Below are 19,884 nucleotides of genomic sequence, written 5' to 3' on the forward strand. Positions count from 1 at the left end.
TGGCATGGCGCCCGCGCAGCCAGGGGGCTGACAGCCAGCCTATGGCTTGGCGCGCATGTAGACCTCCCGGGCCAGCGCCTTCACCAGCTCACGTTCGGCCCGGTTGAACTCATCAGCCATCTCCTTCAGCCGTCTTGCGTATTCCCCTTCTGTGATCTGGTCCGCAGCCAGCTTATCGTCGAGCGAATCCAGCTCTCCCCAAGACGCCTGATGCACCGCCTCGAAGCGCTGCGCGTAGTGTTCCCTGACGTAGTGCGCCCAGAACGGGCGTTGAGCGAGCGAGTCGATAAAGGCGTCATCATTTTCCAGCGAGAGCACCCGCGCTTGAGCGATTTCCACGTCGTGCTTGGTAAGCCTGGAAAAACGCCCAAAATGCATCCAGTCCTTTTGCAGCGGCAGACCGATCCATTCATAGAGCGCGACCCGGTAAGCCAGCTCCGTCTCAACCGGATCCACCACCCCCGTCTCTTGCCCCAGGGCAAGTTGCATTTCCCGTTCAGACTCCAGCCGGGCGACGTGTTCCGTGGCGATCTGGTCGATCTCATCCAGTCGGAAAAATGGACGTGCCAGGCCAAGCAAGGTGCTTTCCACCTGATCCTTCGCAACGCCGAGAATGGCCTGTTCGGCAAGCACGGCCTCTTCGGCGTGACGCAGCGTCAGCAACAATCTGTCATCACAGCCGCGGGGGCCATCCATCATCATGAACAGCCGCTGGCGCAAGGGCTCACGCTCGGCACACGCTTGCAGCAATGACCAGATGCGGGCGCGAAAGCGCTGCGGATTCCTCGTGAAATCCCGCGAGCTGGCAAAGTCAGCCAGAAACTGGAACAACGATGCCGAACCAGGCTCCTCCTGCAACGTCTCCCAGAGTGCCTGCCTGCGCAGGCTCTGTTCATCCGCTCCCTCATCCAGCCACCGCGCGCGCAGCGAAGCGTCGACGACAGCATGCTGGTAACCGGGATTCTCCTGGACATCCTCGCCCGCGATCGCCCTCACCGGCGCCAACGACACATCGCCCGAGCTGGAGGACCCTTCGCTGCCGCTGTGCGAGGGCGGATTATCGTGCAGCAGCACCCGCTCGAGTCGGTGGCGAAGCCTGTGGTTGTCACGCTGCAGCAACTGAATACGATTGCTGCGCAAATCCACCAGTGCAGCCAGTGGGAGTCGCTCCGGCAACGCCATCAACCCCGTCGCCCGCAAGCGCATCTCGCGCAGGTGGCGCAGGTGGCTCAGGTCCGGCGCGCGGCCGAGTTCGCCATTATGGCTGAGGTTGAGATGCTGAAGGCGCACCAGGCCGCGCAGACAGTGTTCCCCGGCTTCATCCATGACGATGTGATTACGCGACAGATCGAGCCACCTGAGCTGCCCAAGGTATTCCAGGCCCTGAGGCACGCGGCCAAGGCGGTTGCCCCTCAGATCGAGCTCACGCACATTGGCGAAGCGGTGCAGAAAATCCGCCTCGATGTCGGACAGTTCCATGTTGCGCAGAACCAGCCGCTCGACGTGATCGAACCTCACCCCTTCAGGCAAGGTCGGTAGCCCGCCGACCCGCTCTCCGTCGATCACCAGGACGTAGGAGCCATCTTCATTGACGATCTTGCGTCGCCAGCTACGCCTGATCTGGTCGGCGACCCGACGACGACGCAGACGAGTGAACAGCCCGCTGGCCTCGTTGCGCCAAGCCTCCAGCCCCGTGCGCAACTGCTCCAGATGCAGCGACAACATCGAAAAGTGCTCGTACAACCCCAAATGACGGGTGCGCAGCTCACGAATGTAGGCATCGAGCTGCAGGGCGCTCAACGTCGGGAAAATCCGATGGATGCCTCGCACGATGGCCGATCCATCGACAGCCCCTCTTCCGCTGAGTGCATACCCCGCCTGCCCATCGCCGAAGCGCAGCGGGGCACGTAGGGCCTTCGCATCGCCCATACCAAGGCACTTGGCAACCCGATCACGCGACTCGCTGGCATACGCTGCCAAGCGATTTTCCAGGGCGTCGACCTGCTTTCCCGCAATACCCAACGTACGTTTTTGCCCGTCGCTCAACAGGCCGAACAACAACGACATCAAATCCTGCTCGCCTTTGTGCCCCTGGAGCGCGTATCGATTACCTGAACGGATGATCGACCTCCGCCTGGCAGCCTGCGCCTTGCCCTGTTTGGCCAGCAGCGGTCCCTCGATCGAGCCTTCGCGAATCTCGATCCGCAAATCCGCAGGCCAGGGCGCCAGCAACTCGATCAACTCAAGCGCCAGACGCTGGGTGTCGGCATTGGTCGCCCTGAACAGGCGCAGCCCGGCGCAGGCGCGGTCGAGACGGCTCTCGCGCAGATACCATCGAGCACGTTCGGCCAATGCCAACGGCACTCGCTCGCTGCTCTCCAGGCGGGTGATTTCGGCGCCAGTGGCCTGGGCACAGATTTCCCGCGCACAACGAAGCGACAACCCCGGAAAATCCCGCAGCAATTTGCTTTGCGCTGGACCGGCCATGGGTTCGCGCTCCTTGAACAGCGCCTCGAGCTCAGCGCCCCCCAGATGAGCATGCTGCTGATGCAGTTGATGGCGCTCCAGCGCATCGAGCAATCGCGCAGGCGCCCCCTGGTTTTCGAGGTGCAATCGGCGTATCTGCGCCTCGCTGTAACCGGTCGCCTGCAACAAATGCTTTGCCGTTTCATCGGAAAGGTCAGACAAGCGCCCGCTCAGCCGCCGAACCAAGGTACCGGCACCGCTCCAGGTCCGCGGCTGCTCGAATTCGTGGCGCCAGCCCCCTGCTCCGTTGTCTTCTATACGCGGCGTGTACATATCAGCACGCGTGGGATGACGCAGGCGCCCGCCACGCTCGGTCTGCAGCCGGTAGAGCTGATTGTCGTCATGCAGCAACCATTGTTCTTGCGGGGTTTGAGCATTGTGGCTGGCGGGGTCTAGCCGGTAACCCTCGAGCGAGCCGTCGAACAGCTTCACCTTGCCCTGACGGGTGCGAACCAGGCTGAGCTTATCGACGAATGCCACTGGCTTGAGCGCCTTTACCGCCACCGATACCCCTTTAGCCAGCAGCGCTCCAGCGACCATGTTCTCGGCCACCCCAAACACATGGGCGATAGCTCCCTGACGATCGCCCAGGTTCCAATCCTCGTAACCTTCATAGAACTCGCTGGCGATCTGCACCAGGGCCACAGGCAGCAATGCCTCCCCCAATACCGGAACGAACAGCGAAGCGATATTGAGTACATTCAGGCCCAAGGACTCGTAACCGCTTAGCCGTTCGTTACGATCGTTTTCGTCTTCCTGACCTGTCGGCACAGCGAGCACACGTGCATCGTCGAAAATCTTGTCTATCTGCGAGTCAGCCAGAAAGACTCTCAACCGCTCTCCTATCGATTTGTCCTTTTTTGCAATGATCGGCTTATGTCCGCCGGTCAATGTCGCCAACCGTTCGTGCGTCCAGCCCTTGGACTGCTCGGCCAGACGGGTGAAGAACTTGACGCGGTCGGCCTCGCTGACGAATCGGGCAAAAAACTGCCGATAACGACGGCTGACCAAACGCCTGGCCAGCCCGTCGTAGACCGCCTGCCAGGAATCAAAACGCTTCACCGGACAATCCGGATCATTGGGCACCCAGACGATCACACCTTGCAACGCCCCACCGTCAGCCGCACTGGCCGCTGCGCAGACCACGCCATGAACGGGTACGCCCAATAAATACAGGTGCCGAAGCTCCACGTTGGACGAGGTTGCCGGCACGATTGACGGAAACGCCATCAAGGCCAGCATGCACTGGAAGCTGTGCTCATCCAGCTCGCCCTTGAGCTGCGCCGAGCGCACGGCGACCTCAAGGTGCGCCTGCTGGTTTTCCTGGAACAGGCGATACACGGCGTCAGCGCCGTCTTTGGGTTTGAGAACCGCCTTGAGTTTTTCCTGGTACTTCGCGCCGATGTCCAGCTCTCGGCAGCGCCCGGCAAAGGCATGAAACCCCAAGGCCATCCGCTTACCCGAACGCGTGCGCAGATACCCTTTGCGAGTGTCGGAAGGCCGGGTCTCGACCAGATGAAAGTTGTGCAGCGCAGCGGCCAATAGGCTTTGTGTCGATGATGGAACGAACTGGCGCGTCGAAAGTATTAAAGCAAAGGACGGCATGACCGGACGCCGCCAGATACACACCTGGCTGTGCCTGACGTCAGGAGCCGCTTCACCCAGTTGCACCAGCTTTTCACGTAAAAGCGGCTCGGCGAACGCCTCGATCGAAGGAATCTGCGCCAGCACCGGGCGCAAGGCAGCTACCGCACGCTCTTGCCTGAGCAATGCCTTGTGAAACGCACGCAGGCGATCGATGCTGTGCAGGTGGCCGTCCTCACGGCGCAACCAGCTTGGTATCTGTTGCGCGAACAAGGTGTCGATGGAATCGTCAGATGGAGCGGAATCAGGCATGTGCAATCTCGAGCAGTTGAAAAGCTCGATCTCATCAATTGCTTGCCCCGGTGGCGCAGTACCGGAGTACTACCCAGCCCCCTCATTCGGATTTCCGAACACGCAGAGGGTATTCATTCGGAAATCCGCACGTCTGCTCTGGCAAAAAACGGTAAAAAAAAGCCCCAAAACCAGTAATTTCGCGGCGATATGATCGACAGCAGGGCTTGGCACGACTCATGCTCTACACTTGGTAGCCGAATGCACCACGTTTGCTGCTGTATTCGTGGAACGAAGAGTCCGCCAACGGCTCCATAAAAAAAACAAACACGTCGAGGAAAATTTGATGCGCATCGTTCGTCAATTGCTGGGCGCCGCCATCGCGGCCGCTGTCATCGCATCGCCTGTCATGGCCGAAGAACTGACCGGCACCCTGAAGAAGATCAAGGATTCGGGCACCATCACCCTGGGCCACCGCGACTCCTCCATTCCATTTTCCTACCTGGCCGGCAAGCCAGAGCCTGTGGGCTATTCCCACGACATCCAGCTGGCCGTCGTCGACGCGCTGAAAAAGCAACTGGGTACGGACATCAAGGTCCGCTACAACCTGGTCACCTCCCAGACCCGCATCCCGCTGGTGCAGAACGGCACCGTGGACCTTGAATGCGGCTCCACCACCAACAACGTCGAGCGCCAGCAGCAGGTCGGCTTCTCGGTCGGCATCTTCGAAGTCGGCACCCGCCTGCTGACCAAGGTCAAGGACGGTCAGCCAGCCTACAAGGACTTCCCGGACCTGGCCGGCAAGAACGTGGTGACCACCGCCGGTACCACCTCCGAACGCATCCTCAAGGCGATGAACGCCGACAAGCAGATGAAGATGAACGTGATCTCCGCAAAAGACCACGGCGAAGCCTTCAACATGCTCGAAAGCGGCCGCGCCGTGGCCTTCATGATGGACGACGCCCTGCTCGCCGGCGAAATGGCCAAGGCGCGCAAGCCTGCCGACTGGGTCATCACCGGCACCCCGCAGTCCTACGAGATCTACGGCTGCATGGTGCGCAAGGGTGACGACGCCTTCAAGAAAGCGGTCGATGACGCCATCGTGGCGTACTTCAAGTCTGGCGCGGTCAACAAGAGCTACGAGAAGTGGTTCCAGCAGCCGATTCCGCCAAAAGGCCTGAACCTGAACTTCCCGATGAGCGAAGAGCTGAAAAAGCTGATCGCCGAGCCGACCGACAAGGCGGCGGACGAGAAGAAGTCCTGATCCCCAGCCAGTGGCCTACTGCTCGACCCGAGCAGCAATCAACCCGACAGGCCACTCATTAGTGTCTAACCTTTCAACCGAGGGCGCTCGCCGCCCTCGGTTGCTCGAAGGTGCCCGTGAAACAACCGTCTGAGGGGAAATCCCGATGAATTACAACTGGGACTGGGGCGTATTCTTCAAGTCCACCGGCGTGGGCAGCGAAACCTACCTGGACTGGTATATCACCGGTCTGGGCTGGACCATCGCCATTGCCGTGACCGCCTGGATCATCGCCTTGCTGCTGGGCTCGCTGCTCGGCGTGATGCGCACCGTGCCGAACCGTGTGGTATCGGGGATCGCCACCGCCTATGTGGAACTGTTCCGCAACGTGCCGCTGTTGGTGCAGCTGTTCATCTGGTACTTCCTGGTGCCGGACCTGCTGCCTGAAGGGCTGCAGGAGTGGTTCAAGCAAGACCTCAACCCGACCACCTCCGCCCTCATCAGCGTGGTCATCTGCCTGGGCCTGTTCACCGCCGCGCGGGTCTGCGAGCAGGTACGCACCGGCATCCAGGCCCTGCCTCGCGGTCAGGAATCGGCTGGCCGGGCGCTGGGCTTCAGCCTGCCGCAGATCTACATGAACGTGCTGCTGCCCCAGGCCTACCGGATCATCATCCCGCCGCTCACCTCGGAATTTTTGAACGTGTTCAAGAACTCCTCCGTGGCGTCGCTGATCGGCCTGATGGAACTGCTGGCCCAGACCAAGCAGACCGCCGAGTTCTCCGCGAACCTGTTCGAAGCATTCACGCTGGCCACCTTGATCTATTTCACCCTGAACATGGGGCTGATGCTGTTCATGCGTTTCATCGAGAAGAAAGTCTCGGTACCTGGCCTGATCTCCGTGGGGGGCAAGTAAATGGACATGGATTTCAGCGAAATCATCCCCGCCCTGCCGGCCCTCTGGGAAGGCATGGTGATGACCCTGCAACTGATGGTCATGGGCGTGGTCGGCGGTATCGTGCTGGGTACGATCCTGGCGCTGATGCGCCTGTCATCGAGCAAGCTGCTGTCGAATCTGGCCGGCGCCTACGTCAACTACTTCCGCTCCATCCCGCTGCTGCTGGTGATCACCTGGTTCTACCTGGCAGTCCCGTTCGTGCTGCGCTGGATCACCGGAGAGGACACCCCGGTCGGCGCCTTCACCTCCTGTGTGGTGGCGTTCATGATGTTCGAGGCCGCCTACTTCTGCGAGATCGTGCGGGCCGGCGTGCAGTCGATCTCCAAGGGCCAGATGGGCGCCGCGCAGGCACTGGGCATGACCTACGGCCAGACCATGCGCCTGATCATCCTGCCCCAGGCGTTTCGCAAGATGACCCCTCTGCTGCTGCAGCAGAGCATCATCCTGTTCCAGGACACCTCGCTGGTCTACACCGTGGGCCTGGTGGATTTCCTCAACTCGGCACGCTCCAACGGCGACATCATCGGGCGCTCCCATGAGTTCCTGATCTTCGCCGGGGTCGTGTACTTCCTCATCAGCTTCTCCGCTTCGTGGCTGGTCAAGCGCCTGCAAAAAAGGATCACCGTATGATTTCCATCAAGAACGTCAACAAGTGGTACGGGGACTTCCAGGTGCTGACCGACTGCAGCACCGAGGTCAAGAAAGGTGAAGTGGTGGTGGTCTGCGGGCCATCCGGCTCGGGCAAGTCCACGCTGATCAAGTGCGTCAATGCCCTGGAGCCCTTCCAGAAGGGTGACATCGTGGTCGACGGCACCTCCATCGCCGACCCGAAGACCAACCTGCCCAAGCTGCGTTCGCGCGTCGGCATGGTGTTCCAGCACTTCGAGCTGTTCCCGCACCTGTCGATCACCGAGAACCTGACCATCGCCCAGCGCAAGGTTCTGGGCCGCAGTGAGGCCGAAGCCACCAAGAAAGGTCTGGCCCTGCTCGACCGCGTAGGCCTGGGCGCCCACGCCAAGAAGCATCCTGGCCAGCTCTCCGGCGGCCAGCAGCAGCGTGTGGCGATCGCCCGTGCGCTGTCGATGGACCCGATCGTCATGCTGTTCGACGAACCGACCTCGGCGCTGGATCCGGAAATGGTCAACGAGGTGCTGGACGTGATGGTCGAACTGGCCCATGAAGGCATGACCATGATGTGCGTGACCCACGAGATGGGCTTCGCTCGCAAGGTGGCCAACCGGGTGATCTTCATGGACAAGGGCAGCATCATCGAGGACTGCCAGAAGGAAGACTTCTTCGGCAACCCCGAAGGCCGCCACGAGCGCACCCAGCACTTCCTCAGCAAGATCCTGCAGCACTGAGTCGGCCATGCCGCTGCCCGGCGATCCGGGCAGCGGACGCTGGTCGTGACAAGGCCACTGTGATGAAATGCGACCCCTCGCTCCTTCGCCCTGCCCAGCCTGCCGTGAAATCCCGCCTGATCCGTCAATTGCTGCTACCACCCCTGATCATTTTGCTGATGGTCGGCCTGGGGATGGCCGGCTACCTGATCAGCGAGAGCAACGGCATCCGCGCCTTGAGCGAGAACGGCGAACGCCAGCTCGAGCTCCACGCACGCACCGTCGAGAGCGAGATCAGCAAATACACCTACCTGCCGAGCCTGCTGGAACTCGAAGACAGCGTCTCGAAACTGCTCACCGACCCCGATGGCGGCTACCGCCAGACCGTCAACGAATACCTCGAAGGCCTGAACCGGCGCAGCCGTAGCCGGGCCATCTTCGTCCTGGACACCACCGGTCGCGTCCAGGCCACCAGCAACTGGCGCGACGCCGACTCCTTCCTTGGCGAGGACTTGTCGTTCCGCGCCTACTTCCAGGATGCCGTGCGCGGCGAGCCTGGCCGCTTCTACGGCATCGGCAGCACCACTGGCGAAGCAGGCTACTACCTGGCCCATGGGCTGGAAGAGCACGGCAAGATCATCGGCGTGGCGGTGATCAAGGTGCGCCTGGACACCCTAGAAGAACGCTGGCAACGCGCCCGCCTGGAAGCCTTCGTCAGCGATGAGAATGGCATCATCATTCTTTCCAGCGACCCGGCCCGCCGGCTCAAGTCGGTGCGCCCGCTGACCCCGCAGATCAAGGAACGCCTGGCGCGCAGCCTGCAGTACTACTGGTGGCCGCTCAACGAATTGCAACCACTGGCCCGGGAAACCCTGTCCGAGGGCGTGGAAAAACTCACCTTCCCTGCCAACAGCGAAATCGGCCAGGGCAAGCCCCGTGAAATGGCCTACCTGGCCCAGACCCGGCGCCTGGTGGACACCCCCTGGCACTTCACCTTGCTCACGCCCCTGCAGGACCTGCACCGTGAGTCCATGGTCCAGGGCATCCTGGTGGGTGTGGCCTTCGCCCTGCTGACCATCCTGGCGATCGCCTGGAACGAGCGCCGCAAGGTGATCGCCACCCGCCTGGCCGCCCGCGAAGCCCTCGAAGAGGCCAACAGCCAACTGGAGCGACGCATCACCGAGCGTACCGCTGATCTGCGCGCCAGCAACGAGCGGCTCAAGGGGCAGATCCGCGAACGTCGGCACGCCGAGCAGACCCTGCGCCACGCCCAGGACGAACTGGTCCAGGCCGGCAAACTGGCGGCCATCGGGCAAATGTCCACCAGCATCGCCCACGAGTTGAACCAGCCTCTGGCGGCGCTGCGCACGTTGTCTGGCAATACTGTGCGCTTCCTGGAACGCGGGGCCCTGGAAACGGCCAGCACCAATCTGCGCACCATGAACGACTTGATCGACCGCATGGGCCGTATCACCGCTAGCCTGCGCTCCTTCGCAAGGCGTGGCGATGACAGTGGCCAGGCCTCGTTGAGCAAGGCCATCGATGCCTCCTTGCAGGTGCTGGCCAACCGCATCGCCGGCTGCAAGCTACAGCTGCACAGCCAATTCGAGGACCAGCAACTGGCCATCGACCAGACACGCCTGGAGCAGATCCTGGTCAACCTGGTCGGCAACGCCCTGGACGCCATGACCCACCAGCCCACACCGCAGCTTTGGCTCGAGGGCGAGCTGCAGGGCGACAAATACCGCCTGCGGGTGCGCGATAATGGTCACGGCATCGATGCCGAGGCGCGCAAGCACCTGTTCGAACCTTTCTTCACCACCAAACCGGGCGAGCATGGCCTGGGCCTGGGCCTGACCCTTTCGGCGAGCCTCGCCGCCGCTGCCAAGGGCTCGCTGAGCGTCGAGCATCCTGCCAGTGGCGGGACCGCCTTCGTGCTCGCCCTGCCCTTGGTCACGCCCACCGGCAATTCGGTAGAACCTCTATGAACGCAGGGACCGTATGAACCAAGTGCCCTTGACTGTCCTGATCGTCGAAGACGACCCCCATGTGCTGCTGGGCTGCCAGCAGGCTCTGGCCCTGGAAGACATCGCCTGCGAAGGCGTGGGCAGCGCCGAGCAAGCGCTGGAACGCATCGGCGATGATTTCGCCGGTATCGTCGTCAGCGATATCCGCCTGCCCGGCATGGATGGCCTGGAGCTGCTCGGCCGGCTCAAGGCCCGCGACCGTAGCCTGCCGGTGGTGCTGATCACCGGCCACGGCGACATCGACATGGCGGTCGGCGCCATGCGCAACGGCGCCTATGACTTCATGGAGAAACCCTTCTCCCCCGAGCGCTTGGTGGATGTGGTCCGCCGCGCCCTGGAGCAACGCGGCCTGTCCCGCGAGGTCCATGCGCTGCGTCGCCAGCTGGCCGGCCACAGCACGCTGGAAGGCCGCATCATCGGCCGCTCGCCAGCGATGCAGAACCTGCGCGAACTGATCGCCAACGTGGCCGACACCTCAGCCAACGTGCTCATCGAAGGCGAGACCGGCACCGGCAAGGAACTGGTCGCCCGTTGCCTGCACGATTTCAGTCGTCGCCAGGGGCAGCCCTTCGTGGCGCTCAACTGCGGCGGCCTGCCGGAGAACCTGTTCGAGAGCGAGATCTTCGGTCATGAGGCCAATGCCTTCACGGGCGCCGGCAAACGGCGCATCGGCAAGATCGAACATGCCAATGGCGGGACGTTGTTCCTCGATGAAGTCGAGAGCATGCCGATCAACCTGCAGATCAAGCTGCTGCGCGTGTTGCAGGAGCGCACGCTGGAGCGCCTGGGCTCGAACCAGAGCATTCCGGTGGACTGCCGGGTGATCGCCGCGACCAAGTCGGACCTGGACGCCATGGGCCAGAACGGGCAGTTTCGCAGCGATTTGTACTACCGCCTGAACGTCGTCACCCTGGAGCTGCCGCCTCTGCGCGAACGCCGCGAGGACATCCTGCAATTGTTCGAGCACTTTCTCGAGCAATCGGCGCTGCGCTTCGACCGTGAGGTGCCGGAGCTGGACAGCCAGACCCTGTCACGGCTGATGGCCCACGATTGGCCAGGCAATGTGCGTGAGTTGCGCAACGTGGCCGAGCGCTATGCCCTTGGCCTGCCAGCCTTCAAGAAGAACGCCAGCGGCGCCAGTCAAGGCCTGGGCTTTGCCGAGGCCGTGGAAGCCTTCGAGCGCAACCTGCTCAGCGACGCTCTACAGCGCACCGGCGGCAACCTCAGCCAGGCCAGCCAGGAGCTGGGCATGGCCAAGACCACGCTGTTCGACAAAGTGAAGAAGTACGGCCTCAGCTGAGGCCAAGGGAAGCCCGTGGACCTCATACTCAAAGCCAGCCTGGGCGCCGCCGTCGTGGTGCTCCTGGCAATCCTTTCCAAGACCCGCAACTACTACATCGCGGGGCTGGTGCCGTTGTTTCCGACCTTTGCGCTGATCGCCCACTACATCGTGGGCAAGAGCCGGTCGCTGGCGGACCTGAAGGCCACCATCCTGTTCGGCATGTGGTCGATCATCCCGTACTTCGTCTACCTGGCCACCTTGTACGTTCTGGTCGACCGGCTGCGCCTGGAAGCCTCGCTGGCCCTGGCCACGGTGGCCTGGCTGGCGGCAGCGACAGTGCTGGTCACGCTGTGGGTGCGCTTTCACTGAGCAGCCGCGCCTCGTGATCCTTGTGGGTACGGGTTCCTCACCAGAAAGGCATCACAGGTCAAAGGCCGGCCACATGCCTCGGATCTTCGCGGTGCGAGCTCAAGTAAGGCAGCACCGCCGCCAACAGCGGCGCCTTGAACGGCTCCTGGAAACGGTGCGCCAGCCCCGGGATCAGCCGTAACTGGCTGCCCTGGATATGCGCGGCCAGGTGCACCCCATGCATCACCGGCAACAGCGGATCGGCCGTGCCATGCACGACCAGCGTGGGGACACGCAACTGATTGAGCAGCGCCACCCGGCTGGGCTCGGCCAGAATGGCCATGATCTGCCGCTGAGCCCCTTCTGGATTGAACGCCCGGTCATAGGCCACAGCCGCCTGGTCCAACAGCACCGTGCGCTCGTCGGTGATCGTCGGGCTACCCAGCGCAGCCAGCAGGTCCGCCTGGTGCTCGATGGCCACTTCACGATTCGGCGCATCACGCCGGGCCAGCAGTTGCACCAATGCAGCGCTTGGCGCCGGCAGGCCCTCGGCGCCAGAGGTCGACATCACCAGCGTCAGGCTGCGCACACGCTCCGGCGCCATCGCCGCCAGGTGTTGGGCAATCATGCCGCCCATGCTCACCCCCAGCACATGGAATTGCTCGACCTTCAGCTCATCCATCAGGCGCAAGCCATCGGTGGCCATGTCGGTCAAGGTATACGGGGCCGAAACGGGCAGCCCCAGCTTGTAACGCAACAGCTCGACGGTCAGGTTGGCCGAGGCTGGCAGCTGGTTCCAACGCGACAGCCCGGCATCGCGGTTGTCATAACGAACGACACGGAAACCTTGGCGACACAGGACCTCGACCACATCGTCGGGCCAGTGGATCAATTGCCCACCCAGCCCCATGACCAACAGCAACACAGGGTCCGACGGTGCTCCCACGCTTTGGTAAACCAGGCTCAATTCGCCCAGTTCGACCCGTTGTACCGGCGCACGCGTGTCGCAGCGTCCTTCGGCGAAGCTCGCCGGCGTGCTGAGTGACAAAAACAAGAAAACCAAAAAAGCCCGCATGAATGAAACACCAGAATGCAGATCCCCAGTAGAACGCGAGTCTGATGAAAACCGTTCGGGCGCGCTGCCACAAAAGCATGACAGTTTCGTGAACCCTGCCGGGCGGTCCTGCCATATCTGAGTACCTCATCCCTCCTACGCGGTTGCCCTTCAATGATTCCGGCCAATCCGGCCGAACGTTTGATGGAATCCTCATGACCGTTACGACGACATTTTACCTGCCCCCTCACGATGACTCGCGTGCCCTGTTAGCCGATACCCCGTCGACTCGCCGTGCCCTTGCACAGTGGCGCCAGGCACGCCAGACCTTCAACCGTCTGCTGAGCCTTGCGCCTGGCGTTCGCCAATCGGTCAATGACGTGCTGCAAAGCGCACTCGCCAGCGATCCGGAACATACCGGCCTGGTGCTGGAGTCCGATAACCAGTTCGTCAACCTGACCCAACTGTGCGTGTTCGCCGATCAACATCGGACACCACCCCAGGACCTGAACACCAAGGTCAAGGTGAAGGGCAAATCCGACGCCAATCGCCAGCTGACCCAGCTACGCCCGAACGAACTGTATGCCCGCCTCGCCGTGTTTGACCTGTCAACGGCGGTGAGCAAGCGCTGGCAGGCGTATTGGGACGCGCGCGCCGAAGGGACGACCTTGAGCCGGCGTGAGTTCGCCCGCCAGCAATACCGAGCACATTTCCTGGCCACGCTGGATATCGTGCTGGATCAAGGCACCTTGGACGTCGAGTATCGAGCGCCGGTGATCGGCCTGCTGGAAAATCCAGAGTGGTTGATCCACAACCAGAAAAAGGTGCAGCTCGAAGTGCCCTCGAGCCAACCCGGCGCCTTGGTCATCAGCCTCGAAGGCGAAGCGCCCCAGGTGCTCTACTCGCCGGACCAGACAACGGCCTTCACGGGCTACGCCACGCGTGAAGCGCTTGAGACCCATCTGGCCTCTACGGGCCAAGAAACGATCACCTACACCGCCGTGGACGGCATCGGCCTGGGCTTCACCGCGCTGCTCGACCAGCTCGAAGCCGACCTGCTGGACACACTGAAAACGGGGGTAGGTCCGGACCTTGAAACCGATGCTGCCACCAGCCTGGCCGGCGCCGACAAACTGGAACAAAGCTGGCGTAACAGCCCGGTGTTCGCCCAAGCGCCCGATGACGACTACCCACACGACCCGGAGGATACCCAGCCCACCCTGTTCGACTTCGGCAACCTAGGGTTGGACCTTGCCCCCACCCTGCGCAAAGCATTGATCGACAAACAGCTCACGCTGCTGGAGGCACTCTCCGCCAGCGAAGTCGAAGCGTGCCAACGGCATCAAGACGCCTTGGCCAAAGCCAGGAACTCGGCCCAAATATTGATTACCCAAGTGACCTCATCGGCCAAATGGCATTCGGACGCCCAGCCTGTGACCGCCAGCACACCACTGATCGAGGCTCATCGCGATGGACTGCTTGCCCATGCACAGTTCCAACATGCGCTGGGGCTGCTCGACGACCAGCATCTGGCTTGGGTGGAGTCGGTCTGCACCGAGGCGGGTACCGAGACAGGTACCGAAGCAGATACCGAAACAGATACCGAAGCGGTGGCCGCCCAGATCGAACTGCTGCACGAAACGAGCGAGCCCACTGACGGAACGCCGGCCGACATTCTGCACGGTGCGCTGGTCATCACAGTCCAGGCGGCACTGGACGCAACCGATGGTACCCAGACGTTGCTGTTGTATTGGCTAGGTGAACACGGCGGGCTGTTGCGATGCGAAGGACAACGCCAGCTCGAGATTTGCCTGAAAGCGGGTTTGCCTGTGCGTCTGTCCTCACTGTCGGAGAATGCGCTCGGCCACACGCTCGATGGCGTGCTGGCCACCTGCCGCAAGGAAAAAGACGCTCTGCAGGAGCGTCTTGGCCTGGACGCGATGCCTGCACAATTGCCGCAACTGCGAGAGTCACTTGCCCTTCGTCTGCAAGTGCCGCGTCACGCCGCGCGCGAAACAGCTCTGCTTCTACACAAACGGCAGCAAGACGTCATTACCCAAGCAGGTATTGCACTCGATAGCCTGGAAAAAGTACCCGCCAACGAACGCCAGCCCCTGCGCACGCTCATCCATGACTACCTCACGGCGTTGCGCAAGGCCCAGTCCCTGATTCGTCGCGACCTGCCAGAGCGGACACAGTTCTGCCGGAATCTGATCAACAAACGTCTAAAGCAGGACGTCCAGGGCTTCGTCGACCAATACATCGAACTCGACGTGCCTGTCAGTACAGCCAATAGCGGCAAAGACTTGGTCGCCGGCAGCGGAGCCCCCGGGACGCCCGTCAAATCCACACTCAAGCCCAGTACCGAACGTGTCACGCTCACCCTTGAAACTGTCCTGCTGCAGCACATCGATGACGCGATGCAGGACCGGCTGCGCTTTGTGAATGTGAAGGTCACGCCGGCCGATGACGACCTGCGCCAGCGCTTGCAAGGCCAGCTCGATGCCGCCTATCTGCGCACGCTGGCCAACGAGCTGGACGTTGCAAAGCAATACGAGGCGGCGATCATCCATGCCTTTAGGGGCAATGATGAAACCGACTTCGAGCAGGCCTACCGACGCGAATGCCTGATCGAGCCCCACCGCTTGATACTCAAGCTGCAAAATCTGCTGTTTCACACCAGCGGTCACCTGGACAGCACCAGCCACGCCATGTTCGCTCAAGTGATCGATTCACGCAGCCAAGCCGACCTGCAGGCCAACGGATTCGACCTGCGCCTGCTGGCTGCACGGCTGACAAGTGGAGGCAAGGACACCTCCGACCAGCCCACCACCCTTGGAGGCATCACGTTCATCGAGGACCGCATCCACAAGACCACGCTTTTGTACCGACCAGACCATCCCGTCGCGCCACTACGCCAGTATCCGGATCTGGAGTCGGCACGGCTCAGCCTGTTCGAGGGCAGCGTGGACGCACGCGAGCGCGACTATCTGGTCAGCCGGGCCTTGGAAGGAAATTCAAGAGCTCACCTTTCGCGGCTGAATCAGGCCCATCAACATCGTTTCAACGGCATTATCGGCATTGGCGCCGAGTGGCCCGCAACCCAATCGCTTGCTCAGTTGCAGCTCGATACCCATATGGGGCAATTGCTTCAGGCACATCGCGATACCTCACGAAGCAACCTTGACCTGCATATCGAAAACCTCGCCGCGCAAGCTGGAAAACTGCTGCTGGGCTTCAAGATCGCATTGGGCTTGATCCCCGTCCTGGGCTTACCGGTAAGTCTTTATGATCTGTACGACGCTTCTGCGGAACTGGTTAGAGCCCTGGCCGATGGCCAGACAGGCAATGTGCTCGATGCCATCGAGAATGTACTGGCCAGCCTGATCGATGTCGCCATGGATGTGCTGGGCAGTGGCGTGGACATCCGCGTCCCCGCGCTGCGCCGTTCAGCCAGGCGATACCAACTAGGACGATTGTCGACAGCAGGCGCAACATCGCCCCACCTGCCAACCCCCAGGCCGGAACCGTTTGCCGGACTGGCCGCTTATCGGGTCAGCGAACCCGTCTCCCTGGTAGGACTCTCTCCGGCCAATGAGGGCCGTTACCGAGGCATTTACCGTCATTCCCAAGGCAACTACATCGTGGTGCAGGGCCACCAGTACAAGGTACGGTGGGACGAGACCAGTCATACCTGGGAACTGACCGGCGACACCGGCAGCGCATTCAAACGGGCAATCGCGCTTGATGACACGGGTAACTGGGACACGCACTTTGCCCTGTACGGCGTCCACCGCCTGGGTGGAGGCGCAGGCGGTGGTCAGGCATTGGGCCATCTTGCCGACACACTGGACCCCATATGGCCCGCCTTCATCAGAGAACAACTGCCTCGCTGGTGGCGCGACCGGGCCTACCGGCTGCATAACCGCCTTCGTGAGAGCATTCCGCGCGAGTGGAACTTGTTGCAAGCTAGGGCTGAAGCGCTCAAGCATCGTATGGAGCCTTCGCTATCGGTACATTTTCGCGATACCGATCTGATCGCCGAGCTCAAAGCGTGCATCAAGGAGGCCAAACGCCTCCATGCGGACTGCCTGAGTCTGGAAGAAGTATCGTCCGGGCGCGTCAGAGCCAATAGCACGGCTGACGCGAATGAGGCGGCAATAATGATCGTTGACGGTCACTACCGGCTGATCGAGGTCAGTCAGTTGCGCTACCTGGAAATACTGGACGAACTGGGCAATCTCAGGCAGGCGAGCCACGCAAAAGCGTTTGAGCTGCGTCCTGAAATGGAGAGCTCGCTGTTCCAGGTCAAACTCCAGGAGTACTTGGTCATTCGCCAACAAATGAGCACCCAGCGTGTCAAGGCGCTGGCAGAACTGGACGAGTTTCGCCAACACATACAAACGCTACGCACATGGCGTAATGCAATCACGAACACCCAGCCGCGTCATAAGAATATCGCCACCATAGATGCCGGTATGCAGAGGCTGACAGACCCTGTTCTGGACTACATGGAGATCTCCCAACTGCAAGACCTGTTGCTCAAACCCGTACATTCCCCCGATGGCGGCTGGTTCAATCTCCGCGTTCTGATGGCAGCGCCACAAGCGGATCTGGATCGTGCCCTCTATCTTCTGCATGAACTGCCTAATGTGCAGGCCAGCAACCGTCAACGCCGCGTCATCGTCGCCAGATCGATCGACCTGATAGGGCAATTCAAAAGCAGTTTGAGGTACTGGAAGCTCAGCTACACCGACTACTTGGACCTTTCCCGAGTCAAACGCCTGGAAGCCAAGCTCGATGCCTATATGCCCTATGCCAGAAAGCTGCAGGAGAGCGCCACGCAGCCAGATCCCCACCAGCAACCACAACGCCCCGCTCAGGGACCCAACCAACCACGGGTATTCGAAACCGTGCAGGACGATTACCTGATCGGCACCCGTGACCGGCAACAGGCCAACACCTACCACGTCACAGGCGCGAACGGCCGCACAGAAACCTATCGACAGGACGCCTCCGGCAAGTTCGTCCTCACCAACCCGGCCCCCACCGACCTGAGGCACTTACGCAAGGCAACCCTCAAGGAACTGCAGGCTGAAGCGAATCGCCAGCTCGGCGCGCTAGAGGCCTTCAAGCGTCAGATCGAGCAGTACGCAGCACAGGACATGGACGGGGCAAGCCTGCAAGACCTGATGCAGTTCAAGGCAGCAGACCTTGATGATATTGTCAGCAGGATCACCCAGCTCGATTCCAACGACCCTTCGTTGCCCCGCCTACGCGAGGCTTCCGAGCGTCTTGTCGAACGCGGCCGGACCCTGCGTATCGAACAGATCGTGAAGACTCAGGAGCCCAAGGGTGCGCAGCTCGACTACCTGGTTGAGCAGGATGTCGTGAAGATCGAGAAAGTGGGCGCCTTGGTCGAGCTCAAGCGGCTTCCCGATGGACGTCGAGACTTCCTGCAGGAATTCAAAGTGATCGATAAGCGCCAGGACCTGACCAAGGTTCTGTGGTACGCCCATGTGCATTTCAACAAGCCAACACCTGCGTTCGACGACTTCGTCAAGGCGCACCTGAAGACACCGGCCCAACGCTATCTGGGCCGGGAATGGCAAATCAGCCATGTAGAGGCCATCTGGCGCGGCGACCTGAGTCGTGCCCAGGCTCAGAAACACCTCTCACCGCACTTCTAGCTATTGTGGGCACCTGTTCAGGTGCCCTTCTTTTTCCCGCGTCGACAACGCGCTCAACATGAGGGAAACTCAACAACACTCGTTGTTACCCCCATGAATGCCCTCGGAGCCGCCGTGCTGGAAATCCGTCACCTGAAAACCCTTCATGCCCTGCGCGAAGCCGACAGCCTGGTAGAGGCCGCCGAACGCCTGCACCTGACCCAGTCGGCCCTATCACACCAATTCAAGGAGCTGGAAGAACGCTTGGGAATGGCACTGTTCGTGCGCAAGACCAAACCGATCCGCTTCACCAGCGCGGGCCTTCGCCTGCTGCAACTGGCCGATGCCACCCTGCCCCTGCTGCGCGGCGCCGAACGAGACATCGCCCGGCTGGCCGGTGGTACCGCAGGCCGCCTGCACATGGCCATCGAGTGCCACAGCTGTTTTCAATGGCTGATGCCGACCATCGACCAGTTCCGCGATGCGTGGCCTGAGGTGGAGCTGGACCTGGCTTCAGGCTTTGCCTTCGCCCCACTGCCAGCCTTGGCCCGCGGCGACCTGGACCTGGTGGTGACTTCCGACCCTGTGGATCTGCCAGGGATCACCTACGTGCCGCTGTTTACCTACGAAGCCATGCTCGCGGTCGCCAACCAGCATCCGTTGGCCAACAAGCCCTACATCGTGCCCCAGGACTTGCTCGACCAGACCTTGATCACCTATCCCGTGGAGCGTGATCGCCTGGACATCTTCACCCGTTTTCTGGAACCGGCCGACATCGAGCCCGCCGCGGTGCGCACCTCGGAGCTGACGGTGATGATGATGCAATTGGTGGCCAGTGGCCGTGGTGTGTGCGGTATCCCGCACTGGGCACTGCACGAATACAGCTCGCGCGGCTATGTGAAAGGCAAACGCCTGGGTGAGAAGGGCCTGTTCGCCACCCTGCACGCGGCAGTGCGCACCGACATGCTCGATGCGCCTTACATGCGCGACTTCCTGCTGACGGCCAAGGACACGTCCTTCTCTACCCTCGATGGTGTCAGCGCGGTGCGCTGACCGCCTGGCGGTAGAGCGGCAGGATCAGGTCGCGGGTCAGGGGCGCCAACTCTAGATCCGTGATCTGGTCAGCGGCCAGCCAGACCACTTCTTCTATTTCTGCCGCCGGGGCGACGTCCTCGGCGCTGTCGACCCGAAACAGCTCGGCCAGGACTTCGAAGCCTGGCTCGTTGGCAGCCGGTGCGCTGAACTGACCCAGATAGACCGCTTGTGCGGGGTCCAGCCGCAGCCCCAACTCCTCATGCAGCTCACGCACCAGCGCCGCTTGGGGCGACTCACCGGCATCGATCTTGCCACCAGGCTGCATGAAGGCCTGGGTGCCGCGCTTGCGTACGAGCAGGGTACGACCTTGCGGGTCGATCAGCAGGGCGGCGGCGATGCGGATGATCTGGGACATGGGAACTCGCTTACAGGTAAAAAGGCAGCAAGGATCCCACGGGCGCAGGGTATGGACAAGGAACCGCTAAGTTCATGACGAACGGCCCCTTGCCAATGGCCGCCTCACCCTCCAT

General features: G+C 61.7%; 12 protein-coding genes. 9 read left to right on the top strand and 3 right to left on the bottom strand.

The annotated features are described in order from the left end of the window. Nucleotides 1–39: 39 nt before the first annotated feature. On the bottom strand, nt 40–4,422 hold the full coding sequence (locus DQ397_RS21665; protein ID WP_043206510.1) for an NEL-type E3 ubiquitin ligase domain-containing protein: 4,383 nt from the start codon (nt 4,420–4,422) through the stop codon (nt 40–42). A 325-nt stretch (nt 4,423–4,747) separates the two neighbouring features. Here DQ397_RS21665 and DQ397_RS21670 point away from each other — a divergent pair, with 325 nt between their 5' ends. The 7 genes from DQ397_RS21670 to DQ397_RS21700 all read left to right on the top strand — a co-directional run bounded on the left by DQ397_RS21670 (nt 4,748) and on the right by DQ397_RS21700 (nt 11,617). Beyond that, complete coding sequence (locus DQ397_RS21670; protein ID WP_043206509.1) at nt 4,748–5,665, top strand: glutamate/aspartate ABC transporter substrate-binding protein; 918 nt, start codon at nt 4,748–4,750, stop codon at nt 5,663–5,665. A gap of 145 nt (nt 5,666–5,810) precedes the next feature. After that, nucleotides 5,811–6,557, top strand: a complete 747-nt coding sequence (locus DQ397_RS21675; RefSeq protein WP_043206508.1) for an amino acid ABC transporter permease — start codon at nt 5,811–5,813, stop codon at nt 6,555–6,557. Beyond that, the gene (locus tag DQ397_RS21680) at nt 6,558–7,229 is read left to right on the top strand and encodes an amino acid ABC transporter permease (RefSeq protein ID WP_043206507.1); all 672 of its coding nucleotides are present in this window, start codon (nt 6,558–6,560) and stop codon (nt 7,227–7,229) included. Further along, nucleotides 7,226–7,960: an amino acid ABC transporter ATP-binding protein gene (locus DQ397_RS21685; protein WP_043206506.1), complete on the top strand. Its 735-nt coding sequence runs from the start codon at nt 7,226–7,228 to the stop codon at nt 7,958–7,960. The genes DQ397_RS21680 and DQ397_RS21685 overlap by 4 nt, the downstream gene beginning before the upstream one ends. A gap of 62 nt (nt 7,961–8,022) precedes the next feature. Then, nucleotides 8,023–9,927, top strand: coding sequence for an ATP-binding protein (locus DQ397_RS21690; protein WP_043206504.1), 1,905 nt, complete (start codon nt 8,023–8,025; stop codon nt 9,925–9,927). A gap of 13 nt (nt 9,928–9,940) precedes the next feature. Continuing rightward, a complete protein-coding gene (locus DQ397_RS21695; RefSeq protein WP_043206502.1) occupies nt 9,941–11,266 on the top strand; it encodes a sigma-54 dependent transcriptional regulator in 1,326 nt (441 codons plus the stop codon). A gap of 24 nt (nt 11,267–11,290) precedes the next feature. After that, nucleotides 11,291–11,617, top strand: a complete 327-nt coding sequence (locus DQ397_RS21700) for a GlpM family protein (protein ID WP_178113811.1) — start codon at nt 11,291–11,293, stop codon at nt 11,615–11,617. A 58-nt stretch (nt 11,618–11,675) separates the two neighbouring features. On the opposite strand, the gene DQ397_RS21705 is transcribed toward DQ397_RS21700, so the two are convergent. After that, a complete protein-coding gene (locus DQ397_RS21705; protein WP_043206499.1) occupies nt 11,676–12,671 on the bottom strand; it encodes an alpha/beta fold hydrolase in 996 nt (331 codons plus the stop codon). 449 nt (nt 12,672–13,120) lie between these two features. Here DQ397_RS21705 and DQ397_RS21710 point away from each other — a divergent pair, with 449 nt between their 5' ends. Both DQ397_RS21710 and metR read left to right on the top strand, forming a co-directional pair. Beyond that, nucleotides 13,121–18,340, top strand: a complete 5,220-nt coding sequence (locus DQ397_RS21710; RefSeq protein ID WP_148921624.1) for a dermonecrotic toxin domain-containing protein — start codon at nt 13,121–13,123, stop codon at nt 18,338–18,340. 114 nt (nt 18,341–18,454) lie between these two features. Next, nucleotides 18,455–19,372: a transcriptional regulator MetR gene (metR, locus tag DQ397_RS21715; protein WP_043206532.1), complete on the top strand. Its 918-nt coding sequence runs from the start codon at nt 18,455–18,457 to the stop codon at nt 19,370–19,372. On the opposite strand, the gene DQ397_RS21720 is transcribed toward metR, so the two are convergent. After that, nucleotides 19,356–19,769: an NUDIX domain-containing protein gene (locus DQ397_RS21720; protein WP_043206497.1), complete on the bottom strand. Its 414-nt coding sequence runs from the start codon at nt 19,767–19,769 to the stop codon at nt 19,356–19,358. The genes metR and DQ397_RS21720 overlap by 17 nt on opposite strands. Nucleotides 19,770–19,884: the final 115 nt, after the last annotated feature.

The organism is Pseudomonas sp. CK-NBRI-02 (assembly GCF_008124495.1).
GTDB lineage: Bacteria > Pseudomonadota > Gammaproteobacteria > Pseudomonadales > Pseudomonadaceae > Aquipseudomonas > Aquipseudomonas guariconensis.

Coding starts and splice junctions, on each gene's coding strand:
- DQ397_RS21720 (WP_043206497.1), bottom strand. CDS start 19,769: ATGTCCCAGATCATCCGCATCGCCGCCGCCCTGCTGATCGACCCGCAA.
- DQ397_RS21685 (WP_043206506.1), top strand. CDS start 7,226: ATGATTTCCATCAAGAACGTCAACAAGTGGTACGGGGACTTCCAGGTG.
- DQ397_RS21690 (WP_043206504.1), top strand. CDS start 8,023: ATGAAATGCGACCCCTCGCTCCTTCGCCCTGCCCAGCCTGCCGTGAAA.
- DQ397_RS21680 (WP_043206507.1), top strand. CDS start 6,558: ATGGACATGGATTTCAGCGAAATCATCCCCGCCCTGCCGGCCCTCTGG.
- DQ397_RS21665 (WP_043206510.1), bottom strand. CDS start 4,422: ATGCCTGATTCCGCTCCATCTGACGATTCCATCGACACCTTGTTCGCG.
- DQ397_RS21670 (WP_043206509.1), top strand. CDS start 4,748: ATGCGCATCGTTCGTCAATTGCTGGGCGCCGCCATCGCGGCCGCTGTC.
- DQ397_RS21695 (WP_043206502.1), top strand. CDS start 9,941: ATGAACCAAGTGCCCTTGACTGTCCTGATCGTCGAAGACGACCCCCAT.
- DQ397_RS21675 (WP_043206508.1), top strand. CDS start 5,811: ATGAATTACAACTGGGACTGGGGCGTATTCTTCAAGTCCACCGGCGTG.
- DQ397_RS21705 (WP_043206499.1), bottom strand. CDS start 12,671: ATGCGGGCTTTTTTGGTTTTCTTGTTTTTGTCACTCAGCACGCCGGCG.